This window comes from Streptomyces sp. NPDC047072 (genome assembly GCF_040643855.1).
Classification (GTDB): domain Bacteria; phylum Actinomycetota; class Actinomycetes; order Streptomycetales; family Streptomycetaceae; genus Streptomyces.
This window is the reverse complement of the sequence record NZ_JBEYVC010000014.1, coordinates 79,604-93,273: the sequence shown is the minus strand read 5'-3', so window position 1 is coordinate 93,273 and position 13,670 is coordinate 79,604. Positions and strand designations below refer to the sequence as shown.

The 13,670-nt window shown below is 70.7% G+C and carries 15 protein-coding genes; 5 read left to right on the top strand and 10 right to left on the bottom strand.

Features of this window, described 5'->3' with window-relative positions:
- Genes ABZ896_RS09230 through ABZ896_RS09210 form a run of 5 tightly spaced genes read right to left on the bottom strand, consistent with a single transcriptional unit; the run spans position 1 to position 4,380 of the window.
- The gene (locus tag ABZ896_RS09230; RefSeq protein ID WP_360924372.1) at positions 1-1,092 is read right to left on the bottom strand and encodes an amidohydrolase family protein; all 1,092 of its coding nucleotides are present in this window, start codon (positions 1,090-1,092) and stop codon (positions 1-3) included.
- Positions 1,093-1,117: 25 nt separating this feature from the next.
- On the bottom strand, positions 1,118-1,879 hold the full coding sequence (locus tag ABZ896_RS09225; RefSeq protein ID WP_360924370.1) for a PIG-L deacetylase family protein: 762 nt from the start codon (positions 1,877-1,879) through the stop codon (positions 1,118-1,120).
- Between the two features lie 58 nt (positions 1,880-1,937).
- The gene (locus ABZ896_RS09220) at positions 1,938-2,711 is read right to left on the bottom strand and encodes an amino acid ABC transporter ATP-binding protein (protein ID WP_360924367.1); all 774 of its coding nucleotides are present in this window, start codon (positions 2,709-2,711) and stop codon (positions 1,938-1,940) included.
- On the bottom strand, positions 2,708-3,541 hold the full coding sequence (locus ABZ896_RS09215) for an amino acid ABC transporter permease (RefSeq protein ID WP_360924364.1): 834 nt from the start codon (positions 3,539-3,541) through the stop codon (positions 2,708-2,710). Before ABZ896_RS09215 ends, ABZ896_RS09220 begins: the two co-directional genes overlap by 4 nt.
- The gene (locus ABZ896_RS09210) at positions 3,538-4,380 is read right to left on the bottom strand and encodes a transporter substrate-binding domain-containing protein (protein WP_360924361.1); all 843 of its coding nucleotides are present in this window, start codon (positions 4,378-4,380) and stop codon (positions 3,538-3,540) included. Before ABZ896_RS09210 ends, ABZ896_RS09215 begins: the two co-directional genes overlap by 4 nt.
- A 95-nt stretch (positions 4,381-4,475) precedes the next feature.
- Between ABZ896_RS09210 and ABZ896_RS09205 the strand changes: the two genes are divergently transcribed.
- The 5 genes from ABZ896_RS09205 (at position 4,476) to thpD (ending at position 8,928) form a co-directional block, all read left to right on the top strand.
- A complete protein-coding gene (locus ABZ896_RS09205) occupies positions 4,476-5,531 on the top strand; it encodes an aminotransferase class V-fold PLP-dependent enzyme (RefSeq protein ID WP_360924358.1) in 1,056 nt (351 codons plus the stop codon).
- Between the two features lie 264 nt (positions 5,532-5,795).
- Positions 5,796-6,314, top strand: a complete 519-nt coding sequence (gene ectA, locus ABZ896_RS09200; protein ID WP_360924355.1) for a diaminobutyrate acetyltransferase — start codon at positions 5,796-5,798, stop codon at positions 6,312-6,314.
- A 29-nt stretch (positions 6,315-6,343) separates the two neighbouring features.
- Positions 6,344-7,615: a diaminobutyrate--2-oxoglutarate transaminase gene (gene ectB, locus ABZ896_RS09195; RefSeq protein WP_360924352.1), complete on the top strand. Its 1,272-nt coding sequence runs from the start codon at positions 6,344-6,346 to the stop codon at positions 7,613-7,615.
- Positions 7,616-7,636: 21 nt separating this feature from the next.
- Positions 7,637-8,035, top strand: coding sequence for an ectoine synthase (locus ABZ896_RS09190; RefSeq protein WP_360924349.1), 399 nt, complete (start codon positions 7,637-7,639; stop codon positions 8,033-8,035).
- Between the two features lie 2 nt (positions 8,036-8,037).
- Positions 8,038-8,928, top strand: a complete 891-nt coding sequence (thpD, locus tag ABZ896_RS09185) for an ectoine hydroxylase (protein ID WP_360924346.1) — start codon at positions 8,038-8,040, stop codon at positions 8,926-8,928.
- Here thpD and ABZ896_RS09180 read toward each other — a convergent pair.
- The 5 genes from ABZ896_RS09180 to ABZ896_RS09160 all read right to left on the bottom strand — a co-directional run bounded on the left by ABZ896_RS09180 (position 8,912) and on the right by ABZ896_RS09160 (position 13,613).
- Positions 8,912-9,988 carry an alkene reductase gene (locus ABZ896_RS09180; RefSeq protein ID WP_360924343.1) on the bottom strand — a complete coding sequence of 359 codons (1,077 nt, stop codon included), beginning with the start codon at positions 9,986-9,988 and terminating at the stop codon, positions 8,912-8,914. The two genes, thpD and ABZ896_RS09180, sit on opposite strands and share 17 nt — an antisense overlap.
- Before the next feature lie 34 nt (positions 9,989-10,022).
- A complete protein-coding gene (locus ABZ896_RS09175; protein ID WP_360924340.1) occupies positions 10,023-11,039 on the bottom strand; it encodes a maleylpyruvate isomerase family mycothiol-dependent enzyme in 1,017 nt (338 codons plus the stop codon).
- Positions 11,040-11,073: 34 nt separating this feature from the next.
- Positions 11,074-11,682: a sigma-70 family RNA polymerase sigma factor gene (locus tag ABZ896_RS09170; protein WP_360924337.1), complete on the bottom strand. Its 609-nt coding sequence runs from the start codon at positions 11,680-11,682 to the stop codon at positions 11,074-11,076.
- Between the two features lie 57 nt (positions 11,683-11,739).
- On the bottom strand, positions 11,740-12,792 hold the full coding sequence (locus tag ABZ896_RS09165) for an aminotransferase class V-fold PLP-dependent enzyme (protein WP_360924334.1): 1,053 nt from the start codon (positions 12,790-12,792) through the stop codon (positions 11,740-11,742).
- Between the two features lie 98 nt (positions 12,793-12,890).
- Positions 12,891-13,613: a DsbA family oxidoreductase gene (locus ABZ896_RS09160; RefSeq protein ID WP_360924331.1), complete on the bottom strand. Its 723-nt coding sequence runs from the start codon at positions 13,611-13,613 to the stop codon at positions 12,891-12,893.
- Between the last annotated feature and the right edge of the window lie 57 nt (positions 13,614-13,670).

Below are 13,670 nucleotides of genomic sequence, written 5' to 3'. Positions count from 1 at the left end.
TCAGCCGACGACCCGCCCGTTCAGCACCACCCTCAGCGGGGCCCCCAGCACGCGTACGTCCGTGCGGGGGTCCCGTTCGTACAGGACCAGGTCCGCGATCTCGCCCTCCTCCAGGCCCGGGCGGCCCAGCCAGGTGCGGGCCGACCAGGTCGTCGCCGCCAGGGCGTCCAGGGGTGGGATGCCCGCCGTGACCAGTTCCGCCACCTCCGCCGCGACCAGGCCGTGGGGTAGCGTGCCGCCCGCGTCGGTGCCGACGTAGACCGGGATGCCGGCGTCGTAGGCGTTGCGGACCGTGTCGTAGCGGCGTTCGTGCAGGCGGCGCATGTGGGACGACCAGCGGGGGAACCGCGACTCGCCGCCGTCGGCCAGCTTCGGGAACGTCGCGATGTTGACGAGGGTCGGGACGATCGCGACGCCGTGCGAGGCGAACAGGGGGATCAGGTCGTCCGTCAGGCCCGTCGCGTGTTCGATGCAGTCGATGCCCGCCTCCACCAGGTCCCGGAGGGAGTTCTCGGCGAAGCAGTGCGCGGTGACCCGGGCACCCAGGCGGTGCGCCTCCGCGATGGCCGCCTCGACCGCGGGCCGCGGCCAGCTGGGCGCCAGGTCGCCCACCTCGCGGTCGATCCAGTCCCCCACCAGCTTCACCCAGCCGTCCCCGCGCCGCGCCTCCCGCGCGACGTACGCGACGAGGTCCTCCGGCTCGATCTCCCAGGCGAAGTTCCTGATGTAGCGGCGGGTCCGGGCGATGTGCCGGCCCGCACGGATGATCTTCGGGAGGTCCTCGCGGTCGTCCACCCACCGCGTGTCCGACGGCGACCCCGCGTCGCGGATCAGCAGCGTGCCCGCCTCCCGGTCGGCCAGCGCCTGCTTCTCGGCGACGTCCTGGTCGACCGGGCCGTCCGGGCCGAGGCCCACATGGCAGTGGGCGTCGACGAGACCGGGCAACGCCCAGCCCTCCACCGTACGGATGTCACGGGCGGCGCCGGGACGGTCGTAGGAGATCCGTCCGTCGATCACCCACACCTCGTCCCGGACGTCCTCGGGTCCGACCAGGACCCGGCCCTTCACGTGCAGCACCGCGCGATCGCTCATGGACCGCACCCTAGTCAGCCCGCGGTCACTCCACCCAGGGCGGTGGTCCCTCGAAGGCCAGCATGTGGACGTCGAAGAGGACCGCCGCCTCGACGCCGAGCGCGGGGCCGCCCTGACGGGCCGCCCAGGTGAGGAAGGGGCGGGGCTCGAAGGCACCGGCGCCGAGGCCCTTGGTGTACTCGGCGTGCGCGGTCAGGGAGGCGATGCCCCGCTCCAGGGGTTCGCCCGTCACATCCACACCGTGGGTGGGGCGGTCGGTGCCTGCCACGGCCACGAAGCGGATCCCGCCCCAGGGTTCGAGGCCCTCGTCGGCGAGTTCGGGGAAGATCCACCGGTTGCCCGCGTCCCGGGCCGCGTCGAGCGCGGCGAGTCCGACGACGCGGTGGTCGGCCTGGTTCACCACGCCCGCGACCATGCGGACGGTGTACGCGCCGGTCACCAGCACCTCGGGCCGGTGCCGGCGGATCGCCCGCACGATGTCGCGGCGCAGGGCGGGCCCGTACTCGACGACGCCGTCGCGGTGGTCGAGGAACTCGACGGTGTCCACGCCGACTTCACGGGCCCCGGCGCGTTCCTCGGCCTCGCGCAGGGGCGCCGCCTCGTCGGGGTGCAGTCCGTCGATGCCCGCCTCGCCGCGGGTGACCAGCAGGTACGTGACCCGCTTGCCCTGGGTGGTCCAGCGGGCCACGGCGGAGGCCGTGCCGTACTCGATGTCGTCGGGGTGCGCGGCCACGGCGAGGCAGCGCTCCCAGTCCTCGGGCAACAGCGGCAGTGTGGTAGTCGTCATGAACCGAATGATGAGGGTTCTGGCACTGTGACCGACAGAGGCTCGTATGTACCTTTTCCTAAGCGCCAGGCGGCTCCTCCACGTCGGCCATCGCCGGGTCCAGCAACCGGGACAGAAAGTGACGCGTGCGCTCGCGCGACGGGCTCCCGATCACCCGCGCCGGGCTGCCGTCCTCGACGATCACCCCGCCGTCCATGAAGACCACCCGGTCGGCGACCTCGCGGGCGAACGTCATCTCGTGGGTGACGACCATCATCGTCATGCCCTCGCGCGCGAGCATCCGCATCACCGCGAGGACGTCCCCGACCAGCTCGGGGTCGAGCGCGGAGGTCGGCTCGTCGAAGAGCATCACCTCGGGGCCCATCGACAACGACCGTGCGATGGCGACCCGTTGCTGCTGCCCGCCGGAGAGGGAGGCCGGGTAGGCGTCCGCCTTCTCGGCGAGGCCGACCCGCTCCAGGTTCTCGGCCGCCACCTTCGCCGCCTCCGCCCTGCCCCGCTTGAGCACCCTGCGCTGCGGCAGCGTGAGGTTCTCCGTGACGGTGAGGTGCGGGAAGAGGTTGAACTGCTGGAAGACCATGCCGATACGACGGCGTACGGCATCGATGTCGACGTCGGGATCCGTCAACTCGGTGCCGCCCACGAAGACTTGGCCCTTGGTGGGTTCTTCCAGCAGGTTCACGCACCGCAGCAGCGTCGACTTCCCGGATCCGGACGGGCCGATGACGCACACGACCTCGCCCTGACCGATCTCCAGGTCGATCCCGCGCAGGACCTCGTTCGAGCCGAACGACTTGTGCAGATCGCGGACTTCAATCTCGGCCCGAGTCATTTCACGGCCTCCTGGGCCTTCGCCTCCATACGGCGCACGACGAAGCCGAGCGGGATCGTGATCAGCAGGTAGCACAACCCGGCGACCAGGATCGGCGTGGAGTTGGCGGTCGTACTGGCCAAATCGCGGCCGTACTTGGACAGTTCGCGCTCCTCCAGCGTGACGCCGAGGAACAGCACCAGCGAGGAGTCCTTGAAGAGCAGGACCAACTCGTTGGTGAGCGGCGGGAGGATGATCCGGAAGGCCTGCGGGATGATGATCGAGACCATGGCCCGGGCGGGCGAGAAGCCGAGCGAACGGGCCGCCTCCAGCTGCCCCTTGGGCACCGCCTGGATGCCCGCGCGGATCGTCTCGGCCATGTACGCGGCCGCCACCAGGCCGAGCGCGAGGGCGACCTTGCCGTACGTCCCGCCGACGATCTCGGTGCCGGGGAAGGCCAGCGGGACCGCGACGCCGATGAAGATGAAGATCAGCAGGGCGGGCAGCCCGCGGAAGATCTCGATGTACACGCCGGCGAACCAGCGGTACGGGCCCACCGACGACAGCCGCATCAGCGCGATGACCATGCCGAGGACGAGCCCGACCACGAAGCCGGACAGCGTGTAGAGCACGGTGTTCTTCAGCGCCAGTGTGATGACGTCCGGGAACATCTGCCGGGCGATGTCCCGTTGCGCGAACTGGTTCTTCAGCCGCCCCCAGTCCGCCGAGACCGCGAAGGCGATCACGGCGGCGACGAAGACGACGTACTGGGCGCCGCGGGACAGACTCCGCTTCTGACGGCGGCTCAGCCCCTTTCTGCGGGGCTGGAGTTGTACGCCGGCGTCACTCATGAGGTCGCCGACTCGTCGTACGGGCCGATCCACTTCTCGTAGAGCTTCTTGTACGTGCCGTCCGCCTTCGCCTCCGAGAGCGCCTTGTTGATCGCGGCCAGCAGCTTGGTGTTGCCCTTCTTGACCGTGAAGCCGTACTGCTCACCGGTGTTGATGTTGTCGGCGACCTGGAAGGCGTCCGCGTTGGCCTTGGTCTTCAGCCAGCCCTGGACGACCGGGTAGTCGATGACGACGGCCTTGACCTGGCCGGAGCGCAGCCCGTTCAGGACCGCGTCGGAGGACTCGAAGGAGACCGGGTCGAAGCCCTGGCTCTTGACGTAGTCCTCGCCGGTGGTCTGCGCCTGGGCGCCGAGCTTCACCTTCTTGGCCTTGGCGTCGGCGAGCGAGGTGATGCCGCTGCCCTTGTCGACGAGGAGGGCCTGGGTGGCGTCGAAGTACGGGTCCGAGAAGTCGACGTTCTTCTTGCGCTCGGCGGTGATGGTCATACCGGCCGCGGCCAGGTCGCACTCGCCGGAGTTGAGGAAGGCGCCGGTCTTGAAGTTCTCGAAGGGGGTGTCGAGGATCTCCTGCTTCACCCCGAGATCCTTGGCGACCAGGTCGATGAGGGAGACGTCGAAGCCCTGGACCTTGCCGTCGATCTCCGACTGGAAGGGCGGGTACGGCAGATGGGTGCAGGTGGTGAGCTGTCCGGCCTTGACCAGTTCGACCCCGCCCGCGGCGGTCTTCGTACCGCTGCCGCCGTCGTCGGTGGAGGTACAGGCCGCTGCCAGGAGAAGTCCGGCGGTGACGGCCAGAAGACGGGCCGGGATGTGGGCTCTGCGGCCGGGGACGGTGTGCACGAGGACCTCCGGTGGGGGAACGATGTGGTCGCCGGTCGAGTGGGGGCGCCGGTTACTCTCGTCACCTCTACCCCATCCGAGAAAAAGGCACCGCCGTGACACACCCGCTCCTGGACCTGGCCCCGCTGAGCGCCGCCCGCTTCGCCGAGATCGAGGACCGGGTCGCCCGTCTGCTGGACACCCGGCAGGACGTCGTGATCATGCAGGGCGAGGCGCTGCTGCCGCTGGAGGGGGCGATCCGCGGGACCGCCGGTCCGGGGACGACCGCGCTGAACGTCGTCACCGGCCCCTACGGGCAGACCTTCGGGAACTGGCTGCGCGACTGCGGGGCGACGGTGATCGACCTGGCGGTGCCGTTCCACACGGCGGCGACGGCCGAGCAGATCGAAAGCGCCTTCGCCGAGCACCCGGAGATCGACTTCGTCTCGCTGGTCCACGCGGAGGCCGCGACCGGCAACACCAACCCGGTCGCGGAGATCGGAGAAGTCGTACGGCGGCGGGGTGCCCTCTTCTACCTGGACGCGGTGGCCTCCGTGGGCGCCGAGCCGGTGCTGCCGGACGCGTGGGGTGTCGACCTGTGCGTGATCGGGGCGCAGAAGGCGATGGGCGGGCCGGCCGGGGTCTCGGCGGTGTCGGTGAGCGAGCGGGCGTGGGCGCGGATGGCGGCGAACCCGCGGGCGCCGCGCCGGTCGTACCTCTCCCTCCTCGACTGGAAGGAGCGCTGGATCGACGGCGGCCGCAAGGCGCTGCTCCACGCGCCCGCCCAGCTGGAGATGCTGGCGCTGGAGGCGTGCCTCGACCGGATCGAGGCGGACGGCCTGGACGCGGTGATGGCCCGCCACCGGGCCGCGGCCGAGGCGACCCGGGCGGGTGTGCGGGCACTGGGCGGGGGCCTGGAGCCGTATGTGCACGAGGACCGCGAGGCGGCGCCGGTCGCGACGACCCTGCGCACCCCGGCGGACGTGAACGCGTCCGATCTGGTGACCAGGGCGCTGGAGCTGGACCCCACGGCTCCCTTGGCCGCGGGCGGCGGCACCCTCGCGAAGGAGATGATCCGGGTCAACCACTACGGTCCGGATGCGACCGAGGACGCGGTCCGGGCGAGCCTCACGGCACTGGGCGCCGCGCTCGCAACAGTAAACGGAGCCTAATTCCCGGGGAATTCCCGAATTAATTAGAGGGCAGCTGCCCGTATTCTTCTGCCCGGTTTCCTCCGAGGTAAACGCAAGGAATTCGAGTAGATTCCGTGCGGGTTACACGGCTGTGACGCGTTACACATGGCGGCCCATTTGCCCGTTATGCACGCTGTAATCCGGTAGATTTCGGACAGCGCTCTCGTGATAACACACATCGCCGCCGCGCGTAACCCCACCCGGCGATGCAATTTTCAATTTCCCTCGGTAAATTCAATTCGCATGACTGCCGCACAAGCAGACCTGCAAATCGACCGCCCGACGGTGGCCGACGGAGCCGCGCTGTGGCGAATCGCCAGGGACTCCGAGGTGCTCGACCTGAACTCGTCCTACAGCTATCTGCTGTGGTGCCGGGACTTCGCGAGCACGTCCGCCGTCGCGAGGGACGAGCACGGCGAGCCGGTCGGTTTCGTCACCGGGTACGTCCGCCCGGACCGCCCCGACACCCTGCTGGTCTGGCAGGTGGCCGTGGACTCGGCGTACCGGGGACGCGGCCTCGCCGCCGCCCTCCTGGACGGCCTCACCGCCCGGCTCGCCGCCGAGCGCGGGCTGACCCGCGTCGAGACCACGATCACACCGGGCAACACCGCCTCCGAACGGCTGTTCACGTCGTTCGCCGAACGCCGTGGCATCGCCCTGGAGCGCGAGGTGCTGTTCGACACGAGCCTGTTCCCCGACGGGCCGCACGACCCCGAGGTCCTCTACCGCATCGGTCCCCTCTCCCCCACCCCCTCCGCCTGACCCCCCACGCATCCGAGGAGCGATTCGTCGTGACCATCACCCAGCCCGACCTCAGTGTCTTCGAGACCATCGAGTCCGAGGTGCGCAGCTACTGCCGCGGCTGGCCCACCGTCTTCGACCGCGCGCAGGGCAGCCGCATGTACGACGAGGACGGCCACGAGTACCTCGACTTCTTCGCCGGAGCCGGGTCGCTGAACTACGGGCACAACAACCCCGTCCTGAAACGGGCGTTGATCGACTACCTGGAGCGGGACGGCGTCACGCACGGGCTCGACATGTCGACCACCGCGAAGCGCGCCTTCCTCCAGACCTTCCAGAACCTGGTCCTACAGCCGCGCGACCTGCCGTACAAGGTCATGTTCCCGGGGCCGACCGGCACCAACGCGGTCGAGTCCGCGCTCAAGCTGGCCCGGAAGGTGAAGGGGCGCGAGGCCATCGTGTCGTTCACCAACGCCTTCCACGGCATGTCGCTCGGCTCGCTCGCCGTCACCGGCAACGCCTTCAAGCGGGCCGGCGCCGGCATCCCGCTGGTGCACGGCACGCCCATGCCGTTCGACAACTACTTCGACGGCACGGTCGAGGACTTCCTCTGGTTCGAACGGCTGCTGGAGGACCAGGGCTCCGGCCTCAACAAGCCGGCCGCCGTCATCGTGGAGACCGTGCAGGGCGAGGGCGGCATCAACGTCGCCCGCCCGGAGTGGCTGCGCGCGCTCGCCGAGCTGTGCGAGCGGCAGGACATGCTGCTCATCGTCGACGACATCCAGATGGGCTGCGGCCGTACCGGCGCCTTCTTCTCCTTCGAGGAGGCGGGCATCACCCCGGACATCGTCACCGTCTCCAAGTCCATCAGCGGCTACGGCCTTCCCATGTCCCTGTGCCTGTTCAAGCCGGAGCTGGACATCTGGGAGCCGGGCGAGCACAACGGCACCTTCCGCGGCAACAACCCCGCCTTCGTCACGGCCACCGCCACCCTGGAGCAGTACTGGGCGGACGGGTCCGCGATGGAGAAGCAGACCCGCAAGCGGGGCGAGCAGATCGAGCAGGGGCTCATCGCGATCTGCGAGGAGAACCTCGCCGACATCAAGGAGTACCGCGGCCGCGGGCTGGTGTGGGGCCTGGAGTTCCACGACAAGGAGCGCGCGGGGCGGGTGGCGCACCGCGCCTTCGAACTCGGCCTGCTCATCGAGACGTCGGGCCCCGAGAGCGAGGTCGTGAAGCTGCTTCCGGCGCTCACGATCACCCCCGAGGAGCTGGACGAGGGACTGAGCGTCCTCGCCCGTTCCGTACGAGAAACCGCCTGATCTAGGAGGCATCGCAACACCGTGATCGTCCGTTCGTTCAAGGACATCGAAGGCACCGACCGGCATGTGAAGGCCGCGTCCGGGACTTGGGAGAGCAAACGCATCGTGCTCGCCAAGGAGCGGGTCGGCTTCTCCGTGCACGAGACGATTCTGTACGCGGGTACGGAGACGTCGATGTGGTACGCGAACCACATCGAGGCCGTCGTGTGCGTGGAGGGCGAGGCCGAACTCACCGACGACGAGACCGGGCGGAAGTACACGATCACGCCCGGGACCATGTACCTCCTCGACGGGCACGAGCGGCACACCATGCGGATCAAGGAGGACTTCCGCTGCATCTGCGTCTTCAATCCGCCCGTGACCGGACGGGAGGACCACGACGAGAACGGCGTCTATCCCCTGCTGACGGAGGAGGGCTGACCATGAGCACCACCATCACCGACCTGTACCCCAGTCGAGGCACCACCGAGGTGTCGACCCCCCGCAAGGACCCCGTCGTCTGGGGCTCCCCTGACACACCGGGCCCGATCCCGACCGGCGACCTCCAGGCGTTCGAGCGGGACGGCTTCCTGGCCGTCGACCAGCTGATCGCGCCCGACGAAGTCGCCGTCTACCAGGGCGAGTTGGAGCGACTGGTCACCGATCCGGAGATCCGCGCGGACGAGCGCTCGATCATCGAGCCGCAGTCCAAGGAGATCCGGTCCGTCTTCGAAGTGCACCGGATCAGCGAGGTGTTCGCGAAGCTGGTGCGCGACGAGCGGGTCGTCGGACGGGCCCGGCAGATCCTCGGCTCGGACGTCTACGTCCACCAGTCGCGGATCAACGTCAAGCCCGGTTTCGGGGCGAGCGGCTTCTACTGGCACTCCGACTTCGAGACCTGGCACGCCGAGGACGGTCTGCCGAACATGCGGACGGTGTCCGTCTCGATCGCGCTGACCGAGAACCACGACACCAACGGCGGCCTCATGATCATGCCGGGGTCGCACCGCACCTTCCTCGGGTGCGCGGGGGCCACCCCGAAGGACAACTACAAGAAGTCCCTCCAGATGCAGGACGCGGGCACCCCGTCGGACGAGGCGCTCACCGAGATGGCCTCGCAGTACGGCATCAAGTTGTTCACGGGCAAGGCCGGTTCGGCGACCTGGTTCGACTGCAACTGCATGCACGGCTCCGGGGACAACATCACCCCGTTCCCGCGCAGCAACGTGTTCATCGTGTTCAACAGCGTGGAGAACCAGGCGGTGGAGCCGTTCGCCGCCCCGGTCCGCCGACCGGAGTTCATCGGCGCCCGGGACTTCACGCCCGTCCGTTGAGCCTCGGGTAGTCCGTGTAGCCCTTCGCGCCCCCGCCGTAGAACGTCCTGCGGTCGGGGGCGTTGAAGGGTCCGCCTTGTCGCAGTCGCCTCGGCAGGTCGGGGTTGGCCAGGAACAGCCGGCCGTAGGCGACGAGATCCGTGACGCCCTCCTCGACCAGGGCGAGGGCGTCCGGCCCGGTCGGCCCCTCTGAGGCCGGGCACAGCACGAAGACCCCGCCGAACCGTTTGCGCAGCGCGAGGGTCAGCTCGCGGATCTCCGACGACGCCTCCATGACGTGCAGATACGCCAGGCCCAGCGGCTCCAGCGCGGCTACCAGCGCGGTGTACGTCGGCTCCGGGTCGGGTTCGTGGATGTCGCCCAGGGGGTTGCCGGGCGAGAGGCGGTAGCCGGTGCGTTCGGCGCCGATCGCGGCGGTGACGGCCTCGGCGGTCTCCACGGCCAGCCGGATCCGGTTCTCGACCGAGCCGCCGTAGGCGTCGGAGCGGTGGTTGGAGCCGGGCGCCAGGAACTGGTGGATCAAGTACCCGTTGGCGCCGTGGAGTTCGACCCCGTCGAAGCCGGCTCTTATGGCGTTCCGGGCGGCGCTGACGAAGTCCCCCACGGTCGCCCGGAGTTCGGCGGCCGTCAGTTCGTGGGGCACGACGAAGTCCTTCATGCCCGCGCCGGTGAAGACCTGCCCGCGCGCGGCGACCGGCGAGGCCCCCACGTTGACCATCCCCTCGGGCAGCAGCACCGGATGCCCGATCCGGCCGGTGTGCATGAGCTGCGCGAAGATCCGGCCCCCGGCGCTGTGCACGGCGTCGGTCACCCCGCGCCAGGCGGCCACCTGCTCATCGCTGTGCAGCCCTGGGGTGTTGGGGTATCCCTGGCCGACGACCGACGGCTGGATGCCCTCGGTGACGATCAGCCCGGCCGAGGCGCGCTGGGCGTAGTACTCGGCGGTGAGGGCGGTCGGCAGACCGTCGTCCGTGGCACGGCTGCGGGTCATGGGCGCCATGGCGACACGGTTGGGGAGGAGGGTTCCGGCGAGGTCGATCGGGTCGAACGCGGTGGTCAACAGGCTCCCATCGGAAGGTCGTTCACGGCGTCGTTCACAGCCAGGACAGTCGCGCGGCCGTCTCCAGCACGTTCGCCACGGCCTCCTCGTCGCCGGTGGCCCGGCGCGGCACCTCCTCGGGCGCGTACCGCCCGCCGACGAGGAGACAGAAGTCCACGGGATCCAGGGTGAGTTCGGCCCGTACGGGGTCGTCCTGGGAGCCCAGCACCCACTCCTCGCCGCCGTCCACGGCGAACAGCACCGGCGGTGCCCCGGTGCCGAGCGAGGCGCCCAGGATCCGGACGGCGAGCCGGACCAGCTGCCACAACTGCGGTGCGGGCGGCGGCGGGACCGCGATGCCGAGGGCGCGGCCGATGTCGTCGGTGTGGATCCACGCCTCGAAGCCGCGGGCCAGGAAGTGGTCGGTGACGGGGAGCCGGACGCCCATCGACAGCGTGGTCCCGGCGGCGAGTTCGGCATCCCGGGCGTGCGGGGTGGCGAGCAGGTCGTCGGCCTGCGCGGACCAGGCCGCGAGGGTCTCCTCGGGCGTACGGCCGTACTCGTGGGCGATCACGTCCGCGGTACGGCGGTCCCAGGCCGCCCCCCAGTCGGTGCCCTCCGCGATCGCCGAGGCCGGTACCCGGGCCTCGACGCCGAGCCGTACGGCGAGGTGCTCGTCGGCGGCGAGGAGGTGGGCGACGGTGGCGTGCACGTCCCAGTCGTGGACGACCGGGGTGGTCCAGCGCCCCTCGGCCTCCCGCAGCAGTGCGCGGAGCCCGGTGACGGCGGCCGCGTAGGGCGTGGCGTGCGCGGCCACGCGGGGCGGTGCGGGGCGGGAGCGCAGGGCGCGGGAGAGAACGGCGTCGGGCGCGCCGGTGCCGTTGGAGCCCACCGGGTCCGGTACCGGTGGCGGTCCGTCCAGCAGCCGTACCGTCTCCCGGAGCCTCGCCGCCTCCGCGGCGCAGCTCTCGCAGGCGGCGAAGTGGCGCGGGACCGCCCGCTCCTCGGCCGGTTCCAGGGCGCCGAAGACCCAGGCGGCCAGCAGGTCGCGTACGTCGTCGTGGTCGGTCACCGCTCGCCCCCTTCCCTGTGGTCCCCTGTGGCCATCATGCGCCCTTTTCCCATGCCGGGTCGGGTGGGTCGGCCAAAGTCTCCGCCAAGGCGCGCAGCGCGGTGCGCAGTCTGGTCTTCGCGGTGCCCTCGGGGATGCCGAGTTCTACCGCGGCCTGCCGGTAGGTGCGGCCCGCGAAGTACGCGAGGTGCACCACCTCCCGCTGCTGCGGCGGGAGTTCGGCGAGAGCGGTGTGCAGCAGGAGGGAGCGCTCGCGGTCGACGAGCGCCTCGGCGGGGCCGGGCGAGGCGTCCGGGATGGCGTGCAGGGTGAGGTCGTCGGCGCGGGCGTCCTTGCGGTGCCGGGCCTCGCTGCGCACCCAGTCGACGGCCCGCCGGTGGGCGAGCACCGACAGCCAGGTGCGCAGGCTGCCGCGGCCCGCGTCGAAGGCGTACGGCCTGCTCCACAGCTGGGCGAAGACCTCCTGCGCCACGTCCTCGGCGGCGGCCCGGCTGCGGGTCACCCGCACGGCGACGGCCCGCACCAGTGAGCCGTACGCCGTGTACGCCTCGGCCAGCGCGGACTCGTCCCCGTACACCAGTCTGCGCTGCAGCTCCGCGTCGGCCGGCTGCTGTACGGACGTCGTCCCGCCCGTGGACTCCACGGCACCACCACCCCTTGGTGCCTTTCCTAGCGTCCCCGGCGGTCTCGCGCCAGTGGTTCAGGAAGACAGTGCCGTCAGGAGGCGGTCGACATCCTCGGCCGTGTTGTACAGATGGAAGGAGGCGCGCAGGTTGCCGGCGCGGTCGGAGACCTCGATCCCGGCCGCGCTCAACTCCCTTTGCCTGCGCCCCAGTCCGGGCACAGAGACGATCGGCGAGGCGGGCGCGGGCAGCGGTTCACGGCCGAGGGCGGCGAGTCCGGTGCGGAACCGGTCGGCCAGGGCCAGGTCGTGTGCACGTACGGCGTCCAGGCCCAACTCCGTCAGGAGGGCGAGGGAGTGACGGGTCCCGGTGTAGGCGAAGAGGCCGGGGCTGATGTCGAACCGCCGGGCGGAGTGGGCCAGTTCGGCGATCGGGCCGTAGCAGCTGTCCCAGGGGACCTCGCCCGCGACCCAACCGGCAAGGATCGGGACCAGGTCGCCGAAGTCCGCCGGCACGACGAGGAAGGCCGCGCCGTGCGGGGCGAGCAGCCACTTGAAGGTGGTGGAGACGGTGTAGTCGTACGACTCGGCGTCCACCGGGAGCCAGCCGGCGGCCTGCGAGAAGTCGACGTAGGTGCGGGCGCCGTGGGCTCGCGCGGCCTCCGTGACGGCCCGCAGGTCGGCGATCCGGCCGTCGGCGGACTGGGCGGCGCTGACCACGACGAGGGCGGTGCCGGGGCGGACGGAGTCGGCGAGCCGCTCCAGCGGCACGGCGCGGACCTTGAGGTCGCCACGGGCGTGGAAGGGGTTCACCACGGAGGCGAAGTCGTCGTGGGCGGTGAGGACTTCGGCGCCCGCGGGCAGGGAGGCGGCGACCAGGCCGGAGTAGGTGGACACCGCGGAGCCGGCGGCGACCCGGGCGACCGGGACGCCGGCGAGCCGGGCGAAGAGCGCGCGGGACTCCTCCACATCCTCGAACAGCGGGTCCAGCGGGCGGCCCTCGGCGCGGACCAGGGCGGCCTGCTGGAGGGCGGTGACGGTGCGGGCCGGGAGCAGGCCGCTGCTCGCGGTGTTGAGGAAGGTGTTCTTCGGGGCGAACTCGGCGCGGACGAGGCTCTCGAAGGTCTCCATGGGACCACTGTGGGCCCCGGGCACCTCCCCGTCCATTGCGGATTTTTACGTGGTTCCGCGAAGGAACGCTTATACGTCCGCGCCGGCCTGCGGCTTTGTCAGTGCTGGGGTACGGCGCAGCCGTCGGGGCCGCAGGCCTCGGCGCCCGTGTCGCCCTGGTCGATCAGCTTGAGCGGGGAGTGCTCGCCCCAGGCCTGGGTGAGGGCCTGGGTGAAGACGTCGGCGGGCTGGGCGCCGGAGACGCCGTACTTGCGGTCGATGACGAAGAAGGGGACGCCGTTCGCGCCGAGCTGGGCGGCCTCGCGCTCGTCGGCGCGGACGTCGTCGGCGTAGGCGGTGGGGTCGGCGAGGACCGCGCGCACCTCGCCCTCCGGGAGACCGGCCTCGACGGCGAGTTCCACGAGGCGGTCGTCGCCCTCGGTGAACAGGGAGCGCTCCTCGGCGAAGTTGGCGCGGTAGAGGATCTGGACGAGGTCGTCCTGCCGGCCGTGCTCCTTGGCGAGGTGGAGGAGGCGGTGCAGGTCGAAGGTGTTGCCGTGGTCGCGGCCGCGGGTGCGGTAGGCGAGGCCCTCGGCGGCGGCCTGCGCGCCCAGGTTCTCCTCGCCGGCCTGGGCCTGGGCCTCGCTCATGCCGTACTTCTTGCTGAGCATGGTGAGCACGGGCTGTACGTCGTCCTTGGCCCGCCCGGGGTCCAGCTCGAAGGACCGGTGCACCACCTCGACGCCGTCACGGTGCGGGAAGGCCTCCAGCGCCTTCTCGAAGCGGGCCTTGCCCACGTAGCACCAGGGGCAGGCGATGTCGCTCCAGATCTCGACGCGCATGTCTACGGCTCTCTCCAGGTCGGACGGGCGCGGAGACACCCTCCGCTCGATGGGTGA